Origin of the sequence: Bacillus sp. OK048 (genome assembly GCF_900103525.1) — a bacterium.
Taxonomy (GTDB): Bacteria; Bacillota; Bacilli; order Bacillales; family Cytobacillaceae; genus Neobacillus.
Map to the genome: position 1 here is coordinate 273,115 of NZ_FNHN01000005.1, position 25,314 is coordinate 298,428.

Annotated in this window: 26 protein-coding genes; all 26 read left to right on the forward strand. The window is 33.0% G+C overall.

Annotated features, from left to right (window positions below):
- The 26 genes from BLR86_RS25665 to BLR86_RS11920 all read left to right on the forward strand — a co-directional run bounded on the left by BLR86_RS25665 (window position 1) and on the right by BLR86_RS11920 (window position 25,247).
- Window positions 1-153 (forward strand): paeninodin family lasso peptide, encoded by a 153-nt coding sequence (locus tag BLR86_RS25665; RefSeq protein WP_139185603.1) that lies wholly within the window; start codon window positions 1-3, stop codon window positions 151-153.
- 176 nt (window positions 154-329) lie between these two features.
- Window positions 330-1,262: a phosphoenolpyruvate carboxykinase (ATP) gene (locus BLR86_RS11805; RefSeq protein ID WP_090761596.1), complete on the forward strand. Its 933-nt coding sequence runs from the start codon at window positions 330-332 to the stop codon at window positions 1,260-1,262.
- Window positions 1,259-1,564, forward strand: coding sequence for a lasso peptide biosynthesis PqqD family chaperone (locus tag BLR86_RS11810; protein ID WP_254782308.1), 306 nt, complete (start codon window positions 1,259-1,261; stop codon window positions 1,562-1,564). The genes BLR86_RS11805 and BLR86_RS11810 overlap by 4 nt, the downstream gene beginning before the upstream one ends.
- A 79-nt stretch (window positions 1,565-1,643) precedes the next feature.
- On the forward strand, window positions 1,644-2,075 hold the full coding sequence (locus BLR86_RS11815; RefSeq protein WP_090761725.1) for a lasso peptide biosynthesis B2 protein: 432 nt from the start codon (window positions 1,644-1,646) through the stop codon (window positions 2,073-2,075).
- 17 nt (window positions 2,076-2,092) lie between these two features.
- Window positions 2,093-3,265: a nucleotidyltransferase domain-containing protein gene (locus BLR86_RS11820; protein WP_090761727.1), complete on the forward strand. Its 1,173-nt coding sequence runs from the start codon at window positions 2,093-2,095 to the stop codon at window positions 3,263-3,265.
- Complete coding sequence (locus BLR86_RS11825) at window positions 3,262-5,055, forward strand: ABC transporter ATP-binding protein (RefSeq protein ID WP_090761598.1); 1,794 nt, start codon at window positions 3,262-3,264, stop codon at window positions 5,053-5,055. Before BLR86_RS11820 ends, BLR86_RS11825 begins: the two co-directional genes overlap by 4 nt.
- 221 nt (window positions 5,056-5,276) lie before the next feature.
- Window positions 5,277-6,011, forward strand: coding sequence for a YveK family protein (locus tag BLR86_RS11830; protein ID WP_090761600.1), 735 nt, complete (start codon window positions 5,277-5,279; stop codon window positions 6,009-6,011).
- Window positions 5,998-6,654, forward strand: a complete 657-nt coding sequence (locus tag BLR86_RS11835) for a CpsD/CapB family tyrosine-protein kinase (RefSeq protein WP_254782309.1) — start codon at window positions 5,998-6,000, stop codon at window positions 6,652-6,654. Before BLR86_RS11830 ends, BLR86_RS11835 begins: the two co-directional genes overlap by 14 nt.
- A gap of 440 nt (window positions 6,655-7,094) precedes the next feature.
- Complete coding sequence (locus BLR86_RS11840) at window positions 7,095-8,921, forward strand: polysaccharide biosynthesis protein (protein ID WP_090761602.1); 1,827 nt, start codon at window positions 7,095-7,097, stop codon at window positions 8,919-8,921.
- A 13-nt stretch (window positions 8,922-8,934) separates the two neighbouring features.
- Complete coding sequence (gene galU / locus BLR86_RS11845) at window positions 8,935-9,813, forward strand: UTP--glucose-1-phosphate uridylyltransferase GalU (RefSeq protein ID WP_090761604.1); 879 nt, start codon at window positions 8,935-8,937, stop codon at window positions 9,811-9,813.
- Window positions 9,814-9,839: 26 nt separating this feature from the next.
- Window positions 9,840-11,006: a glycosyltransferase family 4 protein gene (locus BLR86_RS11850; RefSeq protein WP_090761606.1), complete on the forward strand. Its 1,167-nt coding sequence runs from the start codon at window positions 9,840-9,842 to the stop codon at window positions 11,004-11,006.
- Window positions 10,969-12,036 (forward strand): glycosyltransferase, encoded by a 1,068-nt coding sequence (locus tag BLR86_RS11855; RefSeq protein ID WP_090761607.1) that lies wholly within the window; start codon window positions 10,969-10,971, stop codon window positions 12,034-12,036. The genes BLR86_RS11850 and BLR86_RS11855 overlap by 38 nt, the downstream gene beginning before the upstream one ends.
- 12 nt (window positions 12,037-12,048) lie before the next feature.
- A complete protein-coding gene (locus BLR86_RS11860; RefSeq protein ID WP_090761608.1) occupies window positions 12,049-13,167 on the forward strand; it encodes a glycosyltransferase family 1 protein in 1,119 nt (372 codons plus the stop codon).
- 22 nt (window positions 13,168-13,189) lie between these two features.
- Window positions 13,190-14,092, forward strand: coding sequence for a glycosyltransferase family 2 protein (locus BLR86_RS11865; RefSeq protein WP_090761609.1), 903 nt, complete (start codon window positions 13,190-13,192; stop codon window positions 14,090-14,092).
- Between the two features lie 33 nt (window positions 14,093-14,125).
- Window positions 14,126-15,193, forward strand: coding sequence for an EpsG family protein (locus BLR86_RS11870; RefSeq protein ID WP_090761611.1), 1,068 nt, complete (start codon window positions 14,126-14,128; stop codon window positions 15,191-15,193).
- A 203-nt stretch (window positions 15,194-15,396) separates the two neighbouring features.
- Window positions 15,397-16,083, forward strand: a complete 687-nt coding sequence (locus BLR86_RS26055; protein ID WP_175492864.1) for a glycosyltransferase — start codon at window positions 15,397-15,399, stop codon at window positions 16,081-16,083.
- A 334-nt stretch (window positions 16,084-16,417) separates the two neighbouring features.
- On the forward strand, window positions 16,418-17,545 hold the full coding sequence (locus BLR86_RS11880) for a glycosyltransferase family 1 protein (RefSeq protein ID WP_090761613.1): 1,128 nt from the start codon (window positions 16,418-16,420) through the stop codon (window positions 17,543-17,545).
- Window positions 17,546-17,566: 21 nt separating this feature from the next.
- Complete coding sequence (locus BLR86_RS11885; RefSeq protein ID WP_090761615.1) at window positions 17,567-18,763, forward strand: glycosyltransferase; 1,197 nt, start codon at window positions 17,567-17,569, stop codon at window positions 18,761-18,763.
- Window positions 18,764-18,822: 59 nt separating this feature from the next.
- Window positions 18,823-19,890, forward strand: a complete 1,068-nt coding sequence (galE, locus tag BLR86_RS11890) for a UDP-glucose 4-epimerase GalE (RefSeq protein WP_090761617.1) — start codon at window positions 18,823-18,825, stop codon at window positions 19,888-19,890.
- Window positions 19,891-19,918: 28 nt separating this feature from the next.
- Complete coding sequence (locus BLR86_RS26060) at window positions 19,919-20,080, forward strand: YwzD family small protein (RefSeq protein WP_175492865.1); 162 nt, start codon at window positions 19,919-19,921, stop codon at window positions 20,078-20,080.
- A 19-nt stretch (window positions 20,081-20,099) separates the two neighbouring features.
- Window positions 20,100-20,714, forward strand: a complete 615-nt coding sequence (locus BLR86_RS11895; protein ID WP_090761619.1) for a sugar transferase — start codon at window positions 20,100-20,102, stop codon at window positions 20,712-20,714.
- Window positions 20,711-21,361, forward strand: a complete 651-nt coding sequence (locus tag BLR86_RS11900) for an acetyltransferase (RefSeq protein ID WP_090761621.1) — start codon at window positions 20,711-20,713, stop codon at window positions 21,359-21,361. The genes BLR86_RS11895 and BLR86_RS11900 overlap by 4 nt, the downstream gene beginning before the upstream one ends.
- Window positions 21,362-22,543, forward strand: a complete 1,182-nt coding sequence (locus BLR86_RS11905; RefSeq protein WP_302847217.1) for an aminotransferase class I/II-fold pyridoxal phosphate-dependent enzyme — start codon at window positions 21,362-21,364, stop codon at window positions 22,541-22,543. It abuts the gene before it with no gap.
- Between the two features lie 40 nt (window positions 22,544-22,583).
- Window positions 22,584-22,922 (forward strand): helix-turn-helix domain-containing protein, encoded by a 339-nt coding sequence (locus BLR86_RS11910; RefSeq protein WP_090761623.1) that lies wholly within the window; start codon window positions 22,584-22,586, stop codon window positions 22,920-22,922.
- Between the two features lie 79 nt (window positions 22,923-23,001).
- Window positions 23,002-24,078 (forward strand): glycosyltransferase family 2 protein, encoded by a 1,077-nt coding sequence (locus tag BLR86_RS11915; RefSeq protein WP_090761625.1) that lies wholly within the window; start codon window positions 23,002-23,004, stop codon window positions 24,076-24,078.
- The gene (locus tag BLR86_RS11920; protein WP_090761627.1) at window positions 24,075-25,247 is read left to right on the forward strand and encodes a CDP-glycerol glycerophosphotransferase family protein; all 1,173 of its coding nucleotides are present in this window, start codon (window positions 24,075-24,077) and stop codon (window positions 25,245-25,247) included. The genes BLR86_RS11915 and BLR86_RS11920 overlap by 4 nt, the downstream gene beginning before the upstream one ends.
- The last annotated feature ends 67 nt before the right edge of the window (window positions 25,248-25,314 follow it).

The window sequence follows — 25,314 nt, forward strand, 5'->3', positions numbered from 1 at the left end:
ATGAAAAGAGAATGGCAAAAACCGGTATTAGAAATGTTAGATGTGAAGATGACAGCGCACAATGTTGCTGGTAACAAATATGATGCCGACTGGTCCAATGGGCAGCCAGTACCTCAAGATCCAAATGGTAACCATCTTGATATGAAGAGCTAATTTGGAAGACCAGTGGGTATGACTTATCAAGAGACAATTATTAATCTTTATCTATTTGAATTTCATTTTATGAATTCAAAATAGATGGAATTTGTTAACTTACATAAAAGGCCCTTATATATAGATGATGATATAAGGGCTTTTTATATAAACATGGATTTATTGGAGTGAATACGATGGTGAAAGTTGCAAATGAAGAAATTTATAAGGCCTTTGGATTTTCGGTGAGAAGTAAAATCCCTTTACCTGAATTATTAGTGGCCGATAACGCTACGGACTCTATAGATATAGAAATTGGATTAAAGGATTTATCAAATTTATGGTCAGAATTATCTGATTCGCAGAGCAGATTTGTAATGAATGAAACTCTAGTTATGTTTAAGGTTCCTGATACTGCTATTTTTCTAATCGAAGAAGGAAAACGAATCACTGTATCCCCTTTGAATGAATATAAAGAAGATGTGATAAGACTCTTTGTATTGGGAAGTTGCATGGGGTCTATCTTGATGCAAAGAGGAATCTTTCCTTTACATGGGAGCGCAATTGCAATTAATGGAAAAGCTTACGGTATTATTGGTGATTCCGGGGCCGGAAAATCTACCTTGGCATCAGCATTTCTACATAAAGGTTATCAATTGCTAACAGATGATGTTATTGGTGTTTATTTTACAAATGAAAATGTTCCTATGGTGATCCCATCCTATCCCCAACAGAAACTCTGGCAGGAAAGCTTAGATGAGTTCGGAATCGACAATAGGGAATTCAGACCTATTTATCAAAGAGAAACTAAATTTGCCATTCCAATTAAAAACCAATTCTCATCTATGCCACTACCACTTGCTGGTTTATTCGAATTAGTATTAACCGAAAAGAAGGAAATAGAACTTAAACAAATTGAAGGTCTTTCTCGTTTGCAGACACTATTAATTCATACATACAGGAATTCACTTATCCAAAACCTGGGCCTAACCAACTGGCATTTTACAAAATCAACGAAGATTGTTAATCAGATAAATATGTACCAGTTACGTAGACCAAAAAATACATTTACTGCGAATGAATTGGTTTCACAAATAATAAGCTGTATAAACAAGGAGATTGAAATATGAAAATGTTAAGTGTAGATAAACTCTCTATGGAAACGACTATCGTTCAAAGTCCAGGAAATATAATAAGTGATATGGATGGAGAAACTGTAATGATTAGTATTGATAACGGAAAATATTACAATTTAGGAACAATCGGCGGGCATATTTGGAAAAGTATAAAGATACCTATTACTATTAATAAATTAATCTCAAAATTAACTAGCGAGTTTGATGTGGAAATCAGTGAATGCCAGCAAGAAGTCATTCCCTTTCTAGAGCAGCTATTAAATGAAAACATTATAAAGATTGAAAAAGGTCTATAGAATTATCATTGTTTAAAAAGTAAGGAAGGATTCGTGAAAAGTGAGAAAAATATGGTTATTCTTCACTTCAGATGTTCAGATGAAAAGTTTACTAATTGAAGCGTACATTTTTTTAGCATGGGCACGTGTGTTAAAAACCTTCCCTTTCAGAAGGGTTTCCCCTTTTCTTGGCTCTCAAATGAGTGAAACATCTTTTGAAATTGCTGCTGTAAATATAAAAATCGTTAAACAAATATCCCATGCTATTCATATTATGAGTAAATATACATTGTGGGAAAGCAAATGCTTAATAATGGCAATGGCTTGTATGAAAATGTTAGAACGACGGCAAATTGATAGTACTCTTTATTTAGGGACAGCCAAAGATGAGAATGGACAAATGATTGCTCATGCTTGGCTGAGGAGTGGGCCTCTTTATTTGACTGGAGCTGAGGAAATGAAGAAGTTTGTAGTTGTTGGTAAATTTGCCAAAAAAGTCGAGGTATTAATAAATAAGGAGCAATTACAGTGAAAAAATTCAGTCTCGACATGCGGGATGTTCCTAAAGAATTAATTCTTATACTTAATATGTTAAAGAATGATGATGGTTGTATTCAAGATTATTTAAGAGAAGAATACGAGAATATAGATTGGAAAATGTTTTTGGATTTAACGTTACATCATCGGGTTTATCCTTTACTAGCTTCTAAACTTAAAAATTTTGATGCTAGTTTAATTCCTCCATTCGTAGGCCAAAAGGTAACTGAATTCTATAAGAGAAATATTTTTAAAATGCTCCAACTTAGTGGTGAAATGGAACAATTAGCTACTTTATTTAATGCGAATGATATAAAAACCATTTTTTTAAAAGGGCCATTACTGGGAAATGAGATCTATGGGGATGTTTCACTTAGGACATGTGGAGATTTAGATATACTTATTCCTATTGAAGATTTAGATAGTGTGCATAAAATTCTAGAAAAACAAGGTTTTATAAAAGATGAATATATACTAAGTATATTGGGAGATTGGAAATGGAGACATCATCATGTTACTTATTACCAAAAATCCAAAAATGTTAAAGTAGAAATTCATTGGAGACTAAATCCAGGACCTGGAAAGGAACCAGGATTTTTAGAATTATGGGAACGTAAGAGAAAAAGCTTATCTGTTAATAGTCCAATTTATTTATTAGGCAGGGAGGATTTATTTTTATTTCTTGTTTCTCATGGTGCAAGACACGGATGGTCACGTCTCCGTTGGTTAATAGATATTGAGAGAATGATTGAGCAGGAAATGGATTGGCAAAAAGTTCATTCTCTTACGAAAAAACACAACAATTTTCATGTGGTTGGACAAAGTATAATCTTATCTTCTGCCCTATTAAATGCAAATGTATCAAAAGAATTGCTAATATTTACAAGTAATCAATCTAAATCATTAGCTCAGAATGCGATATTTTATATGGAAAATATGGTTAATTTGCATGATGACCTTGTCCCAAAATATATTTCTATATACCATGGCCGCCATTTATATTCGTTAATGTCTCGTCAGCAAAAGGTTTTGTACAAAATCAGTTATTTATACCCCTATCATATCGACACCGTGACGATACCATTACCTAAAAAACTCCATTTTTTATATTTTATTCTAAGACCTTTTTTATGTTTATGGAGAAAGGCAATAAAGCAAGAACTATCCTTGGAGGAACCGAAATGAAAGAGATCATGCATTTTGTAAAACTTATCCATTCCTTTTCAGGGAAAATACTGTATTTTAACCTTACTGCAATGTTATTAATTAGCCTTTTTGAAGGTATAGGTATTTTTTTGCTATTACCCTTAATTCACTTAACGGAGATAGTAGATTTAAATATAAATAATAGTTTTTTAAATCAGTTTTCTTTCATTTTTCAAGGTATTCCGCAAACAACCTCTTTAGCTATAATCTTAGGTCTATTCGTGTTGTTAATGATAGGACAAAGTTTTTTTCAAAGGCAACAAACCATATTGAATGTAAAAATTCAGCAAAGCTTTGCTTGTTATATTAGAGAAGAAACGTATAAATTAATCTTATTGGCTAATTGGGGATTTTTTTTAAAAAATCGTAAATCAGATCTCATTAATTCAATGATTTCGGAAACTGGTCGTGTTAGCGGAGGTATAAGTGTTTTTTTTAGTTTTATCTCTTCGTTCATATTTACACTTATTCAAATTGGGATTGCTTGTTTTTTTTCAATAAAGATGACCATATTTGTTACTTTATTCGGATTATTAGTGGTAATTTTCTCGAGAAAATTTATCAAACAATCTAGTAAATTAGGAATGGAAAATATCGAATTGGGCCAAATGTATATGGCAGGAATTACCGATTCCTTCAATGGTATAAAAGATATAAAAAGTAACAATATAGAGGAGCACCACATTTCGTGGTTCAAGGAACTAAACGGGAAAATGGTTAAGAACTCAATCAAAGCTGTGGAGTTAAAAACAAAATCAAACTTTATTTATAAAGTAGTATCAGCATTATTAATTGGAATTTTTATATTTATTTCAATAAAAATGTTTAAGGGGCAGTCCGCATCCTTGTTTATAATTCTTGTAATATTTTCTAGAATATGGCCAAGAATAACTGGAATACAGTCAAATTTGGAACAGGTAGGTTTAGCATTACCTTCGTTTAAGAAACTTCTAGAACTACAGAATCAATGTATTAAGGGACGCGAGTTAAATGAAACCATGATTCATAACGTAGATCCAATCATGATAAAAAAAGGTCTAGAATGTAGGGATGTTTATTTTAAATATAATAAAGCAGAGCAATATGCCTTACAAAAAATTAACTTGCGATTTCCCGCCAATCGAATGACTGCAATTGTGGGTCCTTCAGGTGCTGGTAAAAGCACGCTAATAGATATATTAATGGGGCTTAATCGGCCTGAAACTGGTGAGGTATTAATTGATGGTGAAACTTTAACGAGTGAAAATTTACTTGCGTTGAGACGTTCAATTAGTTATGTACCCCAGGATCCATTCTTGTTTAATAATACAATTCGAGAAAACTTATTAATTATTGATAAGAATGCAAAAGATGATCAAATCTGGGAGGCTTTGGAGTTTGCAGCAGCAGCTGATTTTGTTAAAAGACTTCCTGAGGGTCTAGATACACTAATTGGCGATAGGGGAGTAAAACTTTCCGGAGGTGAACGTCAAAGACTTGTCCTTGCAAGAGCCATTTTAAGAAAGCCATCTATTCTTGTCTTAGATGAGGCAACCAGTGCGTTAGATACAGAAAACGAGACTAAAATCCAAACTGCGCTTGATAAGTTAAAGGGATCAATGACAGTCATAATAATTGCACATCGTTTATCAACTATTCGGAATGCTGATCAAGTAATAGTTTTAGATCAAGGTGAAATCATTCAACAAGGCCAATTCGGACAACTAGCAAATGAGAAACATGGAATGTTTAGTAGGCTGTTAAAAAAGCAAATGGAAGTAAGTGTTTGATAGATATCCTAACCCTAAGCTTCATAACTTAATAAAAAATTCGGAATATTCCGTTGACATGTTCCTTATTAAGAACTAAAATAGTCTATAAATAGTTTAATTTTGTAGTTTATAATGGTAAAAACAAGATTAACAAATTTTTTTTGCAAAAATTGTTCTTTATTCAGAACAAACATAATATTTCTCTTCAATTGTAGATGTCTTACCCAAAAGGTGGTTAAATGAATAGTTTTAATCAAAATAACAGTATAGAAAAAAGAAGAGCAAAGGAAATAAATTTAAAGGATTTATTCCAAGTTTTAAAGAGGCGTTTTTGGATAATCTTTATATTCACAGTTCTCGCCAGTATAGCTGGTGTATTCATGAACCAAACATCGACTACTCCGTTGTATCTAACTTCTTCTAGAATTATTATTGGTGCTGATGCGGAATCAAGAAAGACGCTGCAAGTCATTATTAAAGACTCAACCATCTTAGATAAGGTGGTTCAGGAATTGAATCTTACTCAATCAGCTGAAGCGTTGGCAGGGCAAATTACAGTTGCTAGTGTTGAAAGTTCTCAGGTAGTAAGTATTAGTGTGGTGGATAGGGATCCGAATGTAGCTGCCAAAATTGCGGATACAACCGCAAGAGTTTTTAGGGAAGAAGTGCCAAACATTGTTGGGCAAGATTATGTAAGGTTATTATCTATTGCTAAAATAAACCCCGCACCTATTAATCAAGATAATGGTAATAAGTTATTTATTGCCATTTTTGCAGGAATAGTAGTCGGAGTTGGATTAGCATTTTTAGTAGAATCTTTGGACGATAAAATTCGCTCAGAGCGAGAAATCGAATCATTATTTGGTGCTCCAGTATTAGGAAGGGTTTCAAAGATGAACAATAAAAATATAAAAAAGAAAAACAATAGTCAACTGGCACTAAAAATAAGAGGTGAGACAATTGGGTTTAAATAAACGAAAGAGCTTAGTTGCTACAAAAAAGAAATCGTTAATCACCCATTCTTATCCAGATTCAATTATTTCAGAGCAGTTTCGGATGATCCAAACAAATATTAAATTTTCGATGGCAGGAGAGAAAAGTCAAATCTTTTTAATCACTTCTCCAAGTGATGGAGAAGGTAAGTCAACCACTGCAGTAAATCTGGCTATTTCAATGGCACAACAGAAAGAAAAGGTACTTTTAATCGATGCCAATTTAAGAAAGCCAGCATTACATTCCTTTTTTAAAACAGATAACACTTATGGGTTGACAGATGTTCTAAGTGGGAAAATATCCTTTTATGATGCTGTTTTTCATACCGAAATTGGGGGATTAGATTTAATACCAAGTGGACCGATTCCCTATAATCCTGTTGAATTATTAGGATCACAAATGATGCAGGAACTTCTGAAGACTACTCTAAAATCATATGATGCAATATTAATTGATTCCAATGCCATTCTTGAAGTAACAGATACGAAACTTTTAGCCAATCAATGCGATGGCGTGGTATTAGTTATCCAAAATGGAAAAACAAAATTTGAAAAAGCAGCTGAGGCTAAAAAAGTGTTGGAATTTGCTAGAGCAAAGCTAGTTGGAGTAGTTTTGAATAAATAAGGAAAAAATTTTCGTTTCCTCGTTCTTTATAAAGCTTATTAACGTTTCTTATAAGAAAGATATATTATCTGGTGATATCTCCTTACCGTTATCAAAGGAGGTACTCGGTCATGCTGTGGGTTTTGTACCTTAGACGTTAGTCGTCGATAGTGTGATGTGAGGATGGGTTAGATGCCCAACTTTACTATTAAAAAAGTTTAATTATGTGGTCTCCAGTAGACTATATAATTAAACTTTTTTAAAGAAGTGACATTGTGAACAACCTTGATAAATATCCAAAATCTATAAAAAAAGCAGTCAGATATATTAAACAAGATGCATCCTTAGATGAGTTAAAGGAAATTAAAAGTCTAATAGATAAAGCAATAAGGATAAGGAACCAATCCACCAAGAAAACCAAGTTATACCTTTAATAAAATCTGTTGTCTAAGGAGGAAAGTATGACCTATCGCCAAAGATTATCGTTATTTATTGTAATTGACTCATGCATTGTCTTAACGGCTATTTTTTTTAGTCGTTTTTTAGTAAATGGAACTATTCATGTTATTACCTTTCCCATCGCATTAAGTGCTAGTGTCCTTTTAATAAGTCACCATATCCTTTCATTTCAATATCATCTTTATAAAAAAGCCTGGGAATACGCAAGTATCGGCGAGTTAGTCAGTATTTTAAGGGTAGTGACTATTTCAATTCTTACTGCAGCAGTTTTTCAGCAAATCATTGTTCAGGAGATAAACTTTCGATTACTAACCGTCACGTGGTTACTCAATATGTCTTTTATTGGCGGTTCGCGCTTTTGCTGGAGGATGTTTAGAGATTCGTATCTCAATAAAGTTGTTAATAAAAAGCGAACGCTCATTGTTGGTGCTGGATCCGCTGGAATGATGGTAGCAAGGCAACTAAAGAAAAATAATGAGGCAAACCTCTTACCAGCTGCGTTTATTGATGATGATGCCAAAAAGCATCAGCTTGATATATTAGGAATACCGGTACTTGGTGGAATATCAAACATTGAGCTTGCTGTTAAGAAATTAGGAATTGAACATATCATCATTGCGATACCATCACTTAGTAAGAGGGAGTTAAATACAATTTTTCTGGAGTGTGCAAAAACAAACGCGAAAACACAAATACTTCCGATGCTGGAAGATTTAGTTACTGGAAAAGTATCCGTTAAACAATTTCGTGATGTACAGGTAGAGGATTTACTAGGTAGAGAGCCGGTAGAATTAGATATTAATAGTATTTCTGAAAATATTGCCGGAAAAGTGGTTCTAGTCACAGGAGCAGGTGGTTCGATTGGCTCGGAAATTTGCCGCCAAATTTCAAAATTTGATCCCAAACGGTTGGTATTGCTTGGCCACGGTGAAAATAGCATCTATTTGATTGAGATGGAATTAAAAGAGACCTTTAAGAATACTAAAATTGAATTTATTCCGATAATTGCTGACTTACAAGATGAAAGAAAAATGATGAAGGTTATGAGTATATATCAACCAGATACTGTCTATCATGCGGGAGCTCATAAACATGTACCACTTATGGAAGCTAACCCTGAAGAAGCAGTCAAAAATAACTTAATTGGAACAATGAATGCGGCCAAGGCTGCCAGTTGGAATGGTGTTAACACCTTTGTTATGGTCTCAACGGATAAAGCAGTTAATCCCACAAGTGTTATGGGTGCAACAAAAAGACTTGCAGAAATGATGATTCAATATATGGACAGTGAAAGTAAGACGAAATTTGTTGCCGTTCGTTTTGGAAATGTGCTAGGAAGCAGAGGGAGTGTAATTCCCTTATTTAAAAAGCAAATTGAAAAAGGGGGACCAGTTACGGTTACCCATCCTGAAATGGTTCGTTATTTTATGACGATTCCGGAAGCAGCGAGATTGGTCCTTCAAGGCGGGGCACTAGCAAAAGGTGGAGAGATTTTTGTATTAGATATGGGGGATCCAGTAAAGATCGTTGATTTAGCTAAAAATCTTATAAAACTATCGGGTAATTCTATAGAAGAAATAGGAATTCAATTCTCAGGAATAAGACCAGGAGAAAAGCTTTTTGAAGAACTATTAAAAGCAGAAGAGGTTCATGAGCAACAAATCTACCCGAAGATTTATATCGGCAGAAAATCTGAAATTTACTTAAAAGAAATAGAAGATCTACTCTCAACATTCTCAAATTTAGATAAAGAGGAGATAAGAGAGAAGCTTTTAAACCTTGCTAATAATAAAGTAGCATCACAAACAAAATTAACTGTATCTGTTTAAAGGGGAGTAAACAATGAAAGTCAGAAAAGCAATTATTCCAGCAGCGGGACTTGGGACGAGGTTTCTGCCTGCTACTAAGGCAATGCCGAAAGAGATGTTACCAATCGTAGACAAGCCAACGATTCAATATATTGTAGAGGAAGCAGTAGAGTCAGGGATTGAAGATATTATTATCGTAACGGGTAAAGGTAAACGAGCCATTGAGGATCACTTTGATAACTCTTTTGAACTTGAGCAAAATTTAATAGAAAAAGGTAAATTCCAGTTACTAGATGAAGTTCAAAAGTCATCAAAATTGGTAGACATACATTATATTCGACAGAAGGAACCAAAAGGATTAGGTCATGCCATCTGGTGTGCACGAAAGTTTATTGGAGATGAACCATTTGCTGTACTTCTAGGCGATGATATAGTGAAAGCCGAAAAACCATGCTTAAAGCAATTAATCGACCAATATGAAAGATACAATGCTTCCATACTAGGTGTGCAAACAGTTGCTGATCATGATGTTTCCAGGTATGGAATTGTTGATGGCAGGTGTATTGGTGAACGATTTTATAATGTGAATAGCTTGGTAGAAAAACCAAAACAGGATGAGGCCCCATCAAATCTCGCAATTCTTGGACGTTATATTTTGAGTCCCAAGATATTTGAAATATTAGGCAAACAGAAACCTGGTGCAGGTGGTGAAATTCAACTTACTGATGCCATTGCATGTTTAAACAAGTATGAAGCTGTCTATGCCTACGATTTTGAGGGTATTCGGTATGATGTTGGTGAAAAAATGGGTTTCATTCAAACAAGTATTGAATTTGCTTTACAACGTGAAGATTTAAGGAATCCATTACTAGATTATCTTTCATCTATTCTGGACAAAGAGCTTGTTAAGTAGATTTAATTAAAGGATGGATGATAGAAATGCAAAAGAAAGTGCTGTTCTGTGCAACAGTGGATTATCATTTTAAGGCTTTTCATTTGCCCTATTTAAAATGGTTTAAAGAACAAGGTTGGGAAGTTCATGTTGCGGCATGTGGTGACATGGAGCTTCCGCATGTAGACAGAAAATATAATATCCCGATTCAAAGGTCCCCATTTAACAAAAGGAATATTATGGCTTACAAAGAATTAAAGACAATAATTGAAAATAATCAATATAAAATTATTCACTGTCATACACCGATGGGGGGAATACTTACCCGGTTAGCTGCCAGAAAGGCGAGAAAAGGTGGAACAAAGGTGCTATATACGGCCCATGGGTTCCATTTTTGTAAGGGTGCACCGTTCAGAAACTGGATCCTTTATTATCCAATTGAAAGATTTTTTTCGAGGGTTACAGATTGCCTACTTACAATCAATAATGAGGATTTTAACCTTGCTAAAAATCACCAGTTTAAAGCTAAAGTAATAAAACATGTACATGGCATTGGAGTAAATACAGACATTTACAAATCGGTTGATGACGCACATAAATCTAATTTAAGAAAAGATCATGGGTATTTTACTCATGATTTTTTAATGTTTTACGCAGCGGAATTTAATAGGAATAAAAACCAAAGACTACTGATTGAATCATTAGCCTTAATAAAAGATAAAGTACCGAATGCAAAGCTATTACTTGCTGGGGATGGACCTTTACTACAAGAATGCCAAGAACTCTCCCTTAGATTAGGAGTCGATGGGATGATTGACTTCCTTGGATATCGTAATGATATTGATATAATACTAAAAATGAGTGATATAGCAGTTGCCTCTAGTCTTAGAGAAGGGCTGCCAGTAAATATTATGGAAGCAATGGCCAGTGGATTGCCGGTTATAGCAAGTATAAATAGGGGCCATTCAGAGTTAGTTCAAAATGACTCAAATGGATATGTTCTTTCCCCAAATAATTCTCAGCATTTCGCATTAAGATTGCTTGAAATGTACCAATCTAAGGAACTTTGCAGAAGAATGGGATTAGTAAGCGAAAATAAAATGAAAAAGTATTCGCTTTCTCGAGTAGGATTAGAGTTAAAAGAGATCTACTCAAGTTATATGGTGGAGGACGCAAATGAGACCCAAAGTAAGCATAGTCGTGCCTATATATAATGTAGAAAAGTATTTGAGTAGATGTTTAGATAGTTTATTAGCACAATCTTTAAAGGACATAGAGATAGTAGCTGTTAACGATGGTTCTTATGATCTAAGTCTTGATATTCTGAAAAAATTTGCTTTAATGGATAGTAGGATTAAAGTAATTGATAAGCCCAATGGTGGTGTTTCCACTGCTAGAAATGAAGGGATAAAACTGGCAAAGGGCGAATATATAGGCTTTGTAGATCCGGATGATTGGATAGATAAAGAAATGTACGAAGTAATGCACAATAATGCAAAAAGTGAAAAAGTAGATATTGTAATGTGTTCGTACATCCGTGAGTTTGAAAATCATTCTAAATTAAAGAACTTCAAACTTCCAAGAAAAGTTCGTTATGAAGATGAAGAGGTTAAATTAAACATCATGAGGCGTTTAATCGGCCCAGTAAATGAAGAAATTGCTAACCCCGAATTATTGGATGCATGGGGAACAGTGTGGTCGAAGTTATACCGGGCTGAGATCATAAAGGAAAATGGAATACGGTTTGTTGACCTCAATAAGATTGGTACAAACGAGGACACCTTATTTAATATTGAGGCTTTTTACTACACAAAATCATTCTTGTTTATAAATTCACCCTATTATCATTATTGGCGTGCAAATAGCACCTCTGTTACTTCAGGATTTAAACCAAATCTAGTGGACCAATGGATATATCTATTTAGCTATATTGAAAAATTCCTTAAAGACAAGAATATGACTCATGAATATTATGTAGCATTAAATAATCGTATCTGCCTAAACACTCTTGGTCTGGGATTAAATACAATTAGTAAAGATAATCAAACTTCTACTTTAGAAAAGATAAAGAATATAAAAATATTCTTAAGAAATAAACGTATAAAGCATTCTTTTAAACAATTAGAGATGTCCAAATTTCCTATTGTTTGGAGAGTGTTTTATTTTTGCGCTAAATTCCGTTTTGCTGCTGGATTCTATTTAATGTTAATCTGCATTGAATATCTCAGAAAAATTATTAGATAAGGGGTAAGAAGCTTGAGTCCAATTCGAATCCTTCAAGTAGTCACGATAATGAATCGTGGTGGTCTTGAAACTATGTTAATGAATTACTACCGACAAATGGAGCAAACTAAGGTCCAATTTGACTTTATGGTTCATCGTACTGAAGAAGGACATTATGATAAAGAAATCCTAGAACTCGGCGGAAAGATTTATCACATGCCACAAATTAAGCCAGGTAATTATAGAATGTATTTTAAACTTCTTGAAGAATTTTTTTTAAACCATAAGGAATATAAAGTAGTCCATTCCCATATTAACGAAAACAGTAGCTTTGTATTAAGGGCTGCAAAAAAGGCAGGAATACCTTGCCGAATTGCCCATAGTCATTTAAGTGATTTGGGGATTGATGTGAAGCTTCCATTTCGATTGTATGCTAGAGCTTTTATGAAAAATAATCCAAACAATTATTTTGCCTGTTCTAAGAAGGCCGGCCAATGGCTTTTCGGAAATAAAATTGCTAATTCAAAGGAAATGAAAGTTTTCAACAATGCGGTTAACGCTAATGAGTTTAAGTATAACGAGACTACTAGAAGGAGAGTAAGAAATGAACTAGGGATTAATGATGAATTAGTTATAGGACATATTGGAAGGTTTAATAAGCAAAAAAATCATGACTTCCTTATTGATATCTTTCAAAATGTGAAGCAGGAGCGAACGGATGCCATACTAATTCTTATTGGGGATGGAAAGTTGCGAGCTTCAATAGAAAGGAAGATTGAGAACATAGGTTTATCCGCAAATATAAAATTGTTAGGTGTTAGAAGTGATATATCCGATTTAATGCAAGCGATGGATATATTTTTATTCCCGTCTTTATTTGAAGGTTTACCAGTTGTATTAGTGGAGGCGCAGGCTGCTGGATTAAAATGTATTGTTTCAGATGCTATTACTGAGGAAAGTGACATAACAGGAAGAGTTGAATTTATAAGCCTTGATAAATCCACGGAATATTGGAAAAATCAAATACTTTCTTCCTCCTTTGAGCATGTAAATACTTACAAAAGGTTACAGAAAAATGGCTATGATTCTGTAACAATGGCTAAGTGGTTATCAAATTATTATTCAAATTATTATCCATTAGAAGCTAAATGAACTAAAGATTGGAGGAGCATTGATGCCCCCATTATTAACAGTCTTTACTCCAACATACAATCGTGCGTATACACTTCATTTATGCTACGAAAGTTTAAAAAGGCAAAAGAGTAAGGACTTTGTATGGTTGATTATCGACGATGGTTCTACTGATAACACTAGAGGATTGGTGGAAAGATGGATATTAGAGAAAGCTATCCCAATTCGCTATCATTTTCAAGACAATCAGGGTATGCATGGTGCACATAATACTGCTTATGAACTAATAGATACAGAGCTTAATGTATGTATAGATTCTGATGATTATATGGCAGATGACGCTGTTGAGAAGATCAAAAATTTTTGGAATAAATTTGGATGTAAAAAATATGCAGGTATAGTTGCCCTAGATGCTAGTCCAGATGGGGAAATAATTGGCACCAAAATGCCTGGGAATCTTAAAGATTCAACTTTATCGAATTTATATGCAAAGCACAAAGTAAAGGGGGATAAGAAATTAGTTTATCGGTCAGAACTAACTAGAGAAACGCCACCGTATCCGATATTTCCGGGTGAGAAGTATTGTCCTTTAAGTTATAAATATATTCTTATTGATCAAGAATATCCGTTGTTAGTTTTGAATGAAATTCTCTGTTACGTAGAATATTTAGAGGATGGTTCAAGCATGAATATTATAAGACAATATAAAAAAAATCCAAGAAGTTTCTCCTTTTTCCGAATGATTGCAATGGCACATGCACCTTCATTTAAAGAAAGATTTAGAGAGAGTATTCATTATGTATCTAGCAATATAATGATAAAAAATTCAAAGTTTTTGTTTGAAACGCCATATAAAATGACAACTTTAATGGCTACTCCTTTTGGTTTAGCATTATATTTTTATATCCAAAAAACTGGTAAGAAAACAGTTTTTAAAAGTGGTTAAAGTAGACTTATTATTTGTGAAAGGATTAAGATAATGGGAATTTTGTGGATTAATTTTATAGTGGTTTATATTTCTGCGGTTTTTGCAAGATTTTTTTCTAAACCTCTGGCCATTGAAGTTCCATTTGTTAAGCCCAATAAATTACTAATATTTTTATCTATAGCTTCTTTATGCATTATTTCCGGTCTTCGAAATAATATTGGTGATACTTATTTTTATATGCATAGTTATAACACAAATCAATTTGATTTTGGAAATATTGAATATAGAGGGGATTTTGGATTTAATATCCTACAAGTACTGTTACAGAGAATTACACCTGATCCACAAATATTAATCTTTACTGTGGCACTTTTAACCAACCTATTTATAGGAATCGTTTTATACAAATATTCAAGAATGATTGAGTTAAGTTTATTCGTATACATTGCTTCTGGAATGTATACGGTGACAATGAATGGGATAAGACAGTCTTTAGCCGCTGCTACTGTATTTATTGCAACAAAGTATATATTAAATGGAAATTGGAAAAAGTTCATTTTAATAGTTTTATTAGCCTCTACTATTCATCAAACCGCATTAATTTTTATTCCGATTTATTTCATAATCAGAAGAGAGGCATGGTCAAAGGTTACTTTTATATTATTGGGTTTGGCGGTCTTAATTGCGACTGGATTTAATCAGTTTTCAACACTTTTATTTGATGTACTCAATAATACACAGTATGGTCATTACAGCAATTTTTCTGAAGGAGGAGCAAATATATTAAGAGTTGCGGTAACAGGTGCACCATTAATTGTTGCATTTTTTGGAAGGAGGAAATTTAGTGAAATATGGCCAAAAAGTGATTATATCGTAAATCTTTCTATATTAGGTTTTGTATTTATGGTTATATCAACTCAGAATTGGATTTTTGCAAGATTTAATATTTATTTTGGTTTATATAATTTAATATTAATTTCTTGGATAGTAAAACTATTTTCAAAACAGGATAGAAAATTTATTTATTATTTGCTTTTAGGTTGTTATGTTATCTACTATTATTATGAGCAGATTATATCTCTAAATATTGTGTATAAAAGTAACTACATTGATTTCTAAATATAACTTTAGTAAATTTAGAAGGTGAAATTATGAATAAGAATAAAAAGACGAGGATTTTACACGTCTTAGGTGGCTTATACTGTGGAGGGACTGAAACTTTTGTTGTTAATATGTATAGAGCAATTGACAAAAGTAAATTTCAATTTGATTTTTTAATACATGAGAAATCAGAGGGGCATTATGATTAAGAGGTAATATCCATGGGTGGAAAAATATATCGAATTCCTGATCGGTCAGAGGTAGGCATGTTAAAATATTTTATTACCCTCTTACGTATTTTATCAAAAATTAACCCGGATGTAATTCATTCACACGCAATGTTTAATTCAGGTGCCATTATGTTTGCATCATTTTTGGTAGGTATTAAAAAGAGAATTTCTCACTCGCATAATACTGCAGATCAGTCTGAAGAAAATGTACAACGAAAAATATTTCGATTGGTTATGCGCTTCTTTATTATTAAGCTCTCAAATGGATTATTAGCATGCAGTCAGGATGCAGCAAGGTATCTATTTGGTAATAAAATTGTAAATATGGGTAAATCACATGTTGTAAATAATGCAATTGATGTGAAAAAATTTAAATTTAATAAAAGTATAAGAAATAGGGTAAGAACAGAACTAAGTGCAAGTGGGAAATTAGTGATAGGGCACGTTGGTCGGTTTAATAAACAAAAAAATCACGAATTTTTAATTGATATTTTTAAAGCAATTAATGATAAAAATCCAAAATCAATACTAGTTATGGTAGGTAATGGTGAGTTAAAAGCAATTATTGAAAAGAAAACTAGGAATTTGGGTATAACATCTGCAGTGAGATTTCTTGGAGTCAGAGATGATATTTCTAATTTAATGCAAGGTATGGATGTTTTTTTACTCCCGTCATAGTTTGAAGGTTTTCCAGTAGTTCTAACTGAAGCACAAAGTGCGGGATTAACTTGCATTGTTGCGGACACAATTACAAAGGATACCGATATTACAGGTCTTGTGAAATTCTTAGATTTAAATGCATCTGCTGATAATTGGGCCGAGGAAATCCTTTCTATATCAAGTTTACATATAGATACATCAGAGATTATCAAATTAAAAGGATATGATACGGATACCAATGCTTATTGGATGGAAAATTTTTATCTCAATTTTGTAAGTTGAAATTTTAAAGTATTGTTTGTTTAAAAATAAACTTTGTAAAAACAAAAAGGGAAGGTGGTGAATTGGGATAATGAATTCTCCTAAAAGAGTCTTACATATTGTCAGTGCCATGAATCGCGGTGGCACAGAAACATTACTTATGAACTTGTATCGTAATATAGATAAAGGTAAAATTCAATTTGATTTTGTCTCCCATCGTAAAGAAAAATGCCATTACGATGATGAAATTGAATCATTGGGTGGGAACGTATTTAGGATATCAAGCCTTGGACAAACAGGGCCTATTTCATATATTCGTGAATTAAAAAAAATTATGAATACTAATGAATATACTGCAATACATTCCCATACAGATTATCAGTCTGGATTTCCTGCATTGGCTGCAAAAGTTTCTGGTATAAATAAGAGAATATGTCACTCACATAGCAACCGATGGACAAGAAAAAGTGGTTTAAAAGAAAATATGGTTCTAAATTTACTTAAAAAGGTTATAAAATTTTCCGCTACAGATTTTTGTGCATGTAGTGAAGAAGCTGCTAGATTTTTATTTAGTAGAAAAGAGGTTGACCAAGGTAATGTTCATATCTTGAAAAATGGAATAGAAGTAGATAAATTTATTGGAATAAGTGAAAATTGTAGTATTAGTGTTAGGAAGGAATTAGCTATTCCTAGTAACGCAAAAATTATTGGGCATGTTGGCAGTCTGTCCCATATAAAAAATCAAGGTTTTATTTTAAAAACAATAAAGCAAATGTTGGAGTATGACATAAACATTTATGCAGTGTTTGTAGGGGATGGTGAGTTAAGAACATTTTACGAGGAAGAATCCCGAAATTTGGGTATTCACGATCATGTTAGATTCCTAGGTATAAGGGATGATATTCAGAGACTAATGAAAGCATTTGATGTCTTTGTTTTCCCATCGATATATGAAGGGTTTGGAATAGTAACTATAGAAGCACAGTGTGCAGGTACACCATGTGTTGTTTCAGATACAGTTCCTAAAACCACTGATATGGGACTTGGTCTTATTTCTTATATAAGCCTCGAAGAAAACTTTAACCATTGGTCAAAGGAAATTAAAAAATCTCTAAACTTAGAAAGACCGAATAACACAAAAATTCATGATTGCTTTTTAAAAAATGGTTTTAACATAAAAGATAATGTAGATCATTGGTTATCGTTATATGGAACCTAAGTCTACAAAGGAGTTAAAAGTGTGAAAAAAAAATTATTGTTCATAACCCAGTACCTACAAACAGGAGGTGTTGAAAAAAGTTTATTAACTCTTCTCACAGAATTAGATTATGAAAAATACGAAGTTGATCTACTATTATTTGATCATAGTGGAGTTTTATATAATGAAGTTCCAAAAGAGGTCAAAATACTCCCACCTCTTTTTGAAACATTTTCGACCCCTCTTGCAGAAGCTATACCTAAGCTTTTAAAGAAGGGTCGTTTTCGTATACTTACTGGAAAATTACTTGCTGGATTGTTAGGTAGAATGTCTAAAGGTATGGGGACAGGAATAAGATGGTCCATCTATAGGCACTCATTATCTAAAACTAAGCAACATTATGATGTAGCTATTAGCTATCTTGATTTCTTTTGCAATTATTACGTTATTGAAAAAGTTAGTGCTAAGAAAAAAATTATATATAACCATATGGATTATGAATTCAGCCAAAAATATGGTTGGCCATGTCCAAAACTTGATAGAAGGAGCTTTTCAAAAAGTGATTTTATTGTAACTGTTGCAGAATCTTCTCGTTTATCTTTAGAATCTTACTATCCCGAATTTTCTAATAAAATTCATGTAATTCACAATAGAATTCAACCTAAAGCGGTTCGTGTCTTATCAAAAAAAACACCAGAAAGAATTAAATTTAAACAAGATATGACATTTAAAATAGTTACTGTTGCTAGACTTGTTGAAGAAAAGGGGGTTTTACTTGCATTACAGGCATGTAAAATACTCGTTGAAAAGGGTTATGATATTATTTGGTATTTAATTGGTAACGGTCCTTTGGTTAAGGAATTAGAAAAAGAAGTAAAAGTTCTCGGAATTGAAAAGAATTTTATCCTTTTGGGAGAGCAGTCTAACCCATATCCGTTTATGGGGATATGTGACGTGTACGTGCAGCCATCAAAAACTGAGGCACATTGCGTGGCTGTAGAAGAAGCAATAGCGCTTTACCGCCCAGTAATTGTAACAGATATTCCTTCATTTCAAAATCAAATTGAAAATGGAAAAACAGGGATTATAGTTAAAGCCAATCCCGAAGGAATCGCTTCAGGGGTAGAGAGATTATTTAACTTTAATGACTTAAGAAAAGAAATTTCTAATAATTTATTAAATTTAGAGGATAGAAATAAAGAAGGCCTGATTAAATTTTATCAGTTAATTGATGGGTAGTATAACTCTATAAGTTCCTTAATCCAATACTATAGTTATATCTGGAGGTGTAATGATCAATGGCAATTTTGATAACCGGAGGAGCTGGCTACATCGGCAGCCATACCTGTGTTGAATTATTGAATGCAGGCCATGAAATTGTAGTGGTGGATAACTTTATTAATAGTAACCCAGAATCTTTGAACAGAATAAGAGAAATTACAGGTAAAAGTTTTAAGAGTTATTATATTGATTTAGTAGATGAGGAGAAGTTGAATAAAGTATTTTGGGAAAATGATATCGATGCGGTCATCCACTTTGCTGGTTTAAAAGCAGTTGGGGAATCGGTTAACCTTCCACTTAGATATTATCAAAACAATATTACTGGTACCCTAGTCCTGTGCCAAGCGATGAAACGAAATAATGTAAAAAAATTAGTTTTTAGTTCATCAGCAACAGTATATGGTATGCCAGAGCGGTTTCCAATTTCAGAGGATTTTCCACTTAGGACATTGAACCCGTATGGTCGAACAAAGTTAATGATAGAAGAAATCCTACAGGATCTTTATGTGTCAGATAGTGAATGGAGTATTGCCCTGCTAAGATATTTTAATCCAATCGGGGCACATTCTAGTGGACTTATTGGGGAATCTCCAACTGGTATTCCTAATAACATTATGCCTTATATCACACAGGTGGCAGTTGGAAAACTTAAGGAACTAAATGTATTTGGAAATCAATATCCTACCAAAGATGGAACCGGTGTCCGGGACTACATTCATGTAGTGGATTTAGCGAATGGCCACCTAAGAGCACTTGAGAAAGTTTCAAACTCAGCTGGTATTAATGCCTATAATCTTGGTACTGGAAAAGGCTATAGCGTGTTAGAACTGGTATCAGCTTTTGAACAGGCAGCAAAGAAAAGAATACCATGTAAGATTGTAGATGCGAGACCTGGTGACGCAGCAGTATGTTATGCTAATCCGTTAAAGGCAAAAATAGAACTAGGATGGGAGGCGGGGAAGGATATTAAAGAGATGTGTCTTGACTCTTGGAGATGGCAGATGAAAAATCCAAATGGATATGACAATAAAATAGTTGACGTTGAAAATCACCACTTTGTAAAAAGTGGTGATTTTAATTTGTAAAAATTAATAATGGCTGTGAGGTAAGGTAATGAATGGGAATAAATTATTAACTCAACAGGAACTTCAGCAAATTTTAGTAAAAACATTTTCTAGAGTTCAGGAATCTGAAAAAATTAGTGTCATAGAATTAGTAGAAGAAATAAAGAAGCAAATTATCTTTGGAACACCTAAAATGAAGAATTTAGATTAAATATAGGGGATGACCAGAATTGAAACGACTGTTTGATTTTACAGTATCACTGGTTTTGTTAGTAAGTTTTTCCCCCTTCTTTTTCATTTTTGCCTTGTTGGTAAAGTTAAAGTTAGGGTCTCCAATTATATTTAAACAAAAGCGACCGGGTTTATACGAAAAACCGTTTTTCCTTTATAAACTTAGAACTATGACGGATGAAAGGGACCAGAAAGGTCAATTGCTGCCAGACTATAAAAGGTTAACCCCGTTTGGTCAATTCCTACGGAAATATAGTATCGATGAATACCCTCAGTTAATTAACGTTATTAAGGGTGATATTAGTTTAGTTGGTCCAAGACCTTTGTTAATGGAGTACCTGCCCCTTTATACACAGGAGCAATCAAAACGCCACAATGTTAGACCTGGTATTACCGGTTGGGCACAGATAAATGGTCGAAATGCAATAACGTGGGAAGAAAAATTTAATTTAGATATCTGGTATGTTAAAAATTATTCGTTTTTGCTTGATATTAAAATACTGATTTTAACAATCTATAAAGTAGCTGTTTCTGAAGGAATAAATCAACCGGGTAATGTAACAATGGAAAGTTTTAAAGGGTCGAATATTACGGTTGGAGGAAGACATGGATGAAGATTGTTGTGATTGGTTGTGGAGGTCACAGTAAAGTAATAGTCGATATGATTTTATCTACTGGGGAAAGTGATATTGTTGGATTTTTAGATGACAAATATGATGAATTGCGATTAAAAGAGGATACTTATTGCGGACCTATTTCAGCAGCTGAAAGATTGCTTGAAAAATCACCAGATATTAAATTAGTCATTGCAATCGGGGATAATAAGGTTCGTCAATCTATTGTGCAAAAACTAAACCTCTCATATGAATATTTTGTAACCGTAAAACATAAGTCGGCAGTCATCAGTCCCACTGCCAAGATAGGTCATGGAGCTGTTATTATGCCTAATTCGGTAATAAATGCTGATAGTAGAATAGGAGATCATTCCATTATTAACACAGGCTCAGTGATTGAACACGATAGTATTGTAGGTGATTTCTCCCATGTGTGCCCAGGTGCCACATTAACTGGTTCTGTTCAATTAGGAGAGGGGGCATATGTTGGTTCGGGATCCACCATTATCCCAAACATAAAGATTGGTGAGTGGACTATTATTGGTGCCGGGGCAACAGTGATTTCGGATATTCCTGCTTATTGTACAGCCGTTGGTATTCCTGCCAAGGTTAAAAAAATCAATCAAATGAGTTTGAGGGTGAATTAATTGCTAAATACAACTTCTAAAAGGAAAATCTTTCTTTCTTCTCCACATATGAGTGGGAATGAGAAAAAATATATAGATGAGGCATTTGAAACCAACTGGATAGCTCCACATGGTCCAAATATTGATGAATTTGAAATAGAAATTGCCGATTATGTGGGAGTCAATGAAGCTGTTGCCGTTAGTTCGGGTACCGCAGCCATTCATTTGGCTCTTTCTTTATTAGATGTGAAAAAGGGTGACAATGTTTTTTGTTCTAGCCTCACCTTTGTTGCTAGTGCCAATCCCATAATATATCAAGGTGCAGAGCCAGTATTTATCGATTCAGAGTTAGATACATGGAATATGTCTCCCAAGGCTTTAGAAAAGGCATTTATAGATGCAAATAGTGAAGGTAAACTACCAAAAGCAGTTATCGTTGTGAACTTGTACGGGCAGAGTGCAAAAATGGATGAGATTCTTTCTATATGCAATCAATACGATGTTCCGGTAATTGAAGATGCAGCAGAATCATTAGGATCAACTTATAAAGGGAAAGCAAGTGGAACATTTGGGAAATATGGAATTTATTCATTTAACGGCAACAAAATTATTACCACATCCGGTGGAGGCATGCTTATCTCAGAGGATATAACAGGTTTAAGAAAAGCTCGCTTTTTGGCAACACAAGCCCGTGATCCTGCACCACATTATCAGCATAGCAATATAGGATTTAACTATCGAATGAGCAATATATTAGCGGGGATTGGTAGGGCGCAATTAGCTGTTTTGAACCATAGGGTTGAAGCAAGAAGACTAATCTTTGAAAAATATTATCGAGAATTAGCACATTTACCAGGTTTTAACTTCATGCCTGAACTAGAAAATACCCTTTCAAATCGTTGGTTAACAGCTCTTACGATTAATGAGGCAGAAGCAGGAGTTTCTGTTCGAGATATTTTACATGCATTAACAGAAGAAAATATTGAAGCCCGTCCAGTTTGGAAGCCGCTTCATATGCAGCCAATTTTCCAAGGAGCCAAATATTATCCCCACAGTAAAAGGGTGAATATCTCTGAATACTTATTTGAAAATGGCATATGTTTACCATCTGGATCTAATATGACAGAAGAAGATCAAATAAGGATTATTAATTGTATTAAAGAAACTTTATCGTTAGCAAATGGGAGAAAGAGATGTGTTTGAGAGCTAAAAAATTTTAAAAGACTAAACGGGGTATATGGTGATGATAGGAAAAAATATCTATGAAATTAGAATGAAAAAAGGGCTAACATTATCAGCTCTTGCGGAACGTGCAAATATTTCAAAGTCCTACCTAAGCAATATTGAGAGAAACTTAAATCAGAATCCCTCAATTCAAGTGATTAAAAAAATTGCCCTTGTTTTGGATGTTGACATAAAATTACTGTTAAAAACTTTAGAATCTAAAGAAGACCAACAACCTCCTGATAAGGAATGGCTTGATTTAGTAAATGAATTAAAAGAATCAGGGATTGAGAAAAATGAATATAAAACATTGATTGAATTTATTAAGTGGCAAAATAGGATTACGGAAGTTAAATAATATGAGCAGAGGTCATATTTGATAAGAAAAAAATGAGGGAAATTTATACAATGATGAAATGTATTAGGAGGGTATTTTTATGATATTACCCTTAGTGAGCGTTATTATTCCTGTATATAATACCGAGAAGTATTTAAATAAAAGTATTCCATCAATATTGGATCAGACTTATAAAAATATAGAAATAATCATAGTGAATGATGGCTCAACTGATAGAAGTGATGAAAAAATAAAAAATTACATTTACCAAGATCAAAGAGTTATTTATTGTAAACAGAAAAATAGGGGACCTTCAGCTGCAAGAAACGCAGGAATAGAAATTTCAAGCGGAGAGTTTATTATTTTTGTTGATGCTGATGATACTGTTGAAAAGGAATATGTAGAAAAACTAGTAACAGCAGCAATTAAATTTAACCATGACATTGTGTCATGTGGTTATACAGAAATTTCTATTCATGGAAATATAAAGTTAAATGATTTTTGGGATGAAAAAACCGATAACTCAAAAGAGCAATTTATAATAAATATATTTCAGGGTGTGGGAGGTACTCTTTGGGGGAAAGTCTTTAAAAGGGAAATAATATTAAAACATAATCTCAGGATGAACCCAGAGATTAATATGTGTGAAGATATGGTTTTCGTTTTACAATACGCTACTCATTGCGTTAGATGTGGTTCAATTAAAGAGAGTTTATATAATTATAATAGATTAAACGAGAATAGTATTACTGCTATGTTAAATTTAAAACATCTTGAAAGTTTAATTATTGTAATAAAAAGAATTGAAGAGGTACTTAAAATGAATACTTTTGATACCAAGCAAATAGATTCCATATTATCTATGCGAGTCCAAGGGTTGATTGAATCATTTGTAATACAGCAACATAACTGTAAATACTCAAAGAGAAAAAAAATAGATAATATGAAATTACTGTTTGAAAATAAATATTATATTAAGTATGAAAAGAATTTACCTCAAACCTCAATAAATTCAAGAATCCTTTTTTACCTAATTAGAATGAAGGATAAAAACTTAATTTACTATTATGGTTTCATACTATGTCTCCAGCAGCAAATTAAAGACATACTCAAATTAAAGTTGTATAAAAACCAGATAAGAGCTAAGAGATTAATATTTGAGGAGGGGATTTCTTGAAGTATATTAAACATTTTATTGATCTTAATAAAATTATTATAGCTATTCTTATTTCAAGGGTCCTTAAATTATCAAAGATGAATAAGGATATTTGGCTAATCTCAGAAAGAAGAGATGAAGCAGAAGATAATGCCTTTCATTTATATAAATATATAAGAGAAAATCACCCAACTCAAAAGGCATATTATGTTATCGATAAAAAGTCACACTCCTATTTAAAGATAACAAAATTTGAAACAATAATTCAGCAGAATTCTCTAAGGCATTATATATATTACTTTTTAGCTGAAAAACACCTTTCAGCATTTCAATTTTTTGGAGTTCCTGAAACACCAATTTTATGGAGACTAGAGAGTTATGGGTTAATAAAAAAGAAAAAGGTTTTCTTGCAACATGGAATTACTAAAGAAATATTACCTTTTTTAAATTATGCGAATACTAAATACAATCTATTTGTCTGTGGTGCTAAGCCAGAATTTGATTTTGTCAAAGAACACTTCGGATATCCAAAAGAAAATGTTAAATATTTAGGTTTTTGTAGGTTTGATAATTTACATGATTATAAAGTAAAAAATCAAATTCTCTTAATGCCGACCTGGAGACAATGGTTTGGGATGACAAATAGTGATAATAATACTGAGATGAAATATGATGAATTTATTATGTCCGAATATTACCATAGGTATAATAATTTGTTGAATAGTGTCAGAATACATGAGTTTTTGGAAAAACATGATATTAAATTAATTTTTTATCCGCATCCCGAAATGCAAAGATTTATTAAAGCATTTAACTGTAATAACTCTAATATAACAATTGCTAATAGAAATAATTACAACCTACAAAATTTGCTCAAAGAGTCCAGATTATTAATTACGGATTATTCTAGTGTTGCTTTTGACTTTGCTTATATGAGGAAACCACTAATTTATTATCAGTTTGATCAACAAAGGTACTATACAGATCATTTCCAAAAAGGTTACTTTGACTGTAATAGAGATGGATTTGGACCTGTGATTAGGGATGAAAAAATTCTAATTGATTGTATTGAAAAATTCATGTTAAAGGATTCCAACGATGAAAAATATAATGACAGGGTTGGTGACTTCTTTCAATTATATGATAAGGAAAATTGTAAGAGACACTATGAAGTAATAAGTAGTATCTAGAAACTATGTTTATAACCAATTTCATTGATGCTTAAAAAAAGCACTAAAAGCACATTTGTCATAAAAA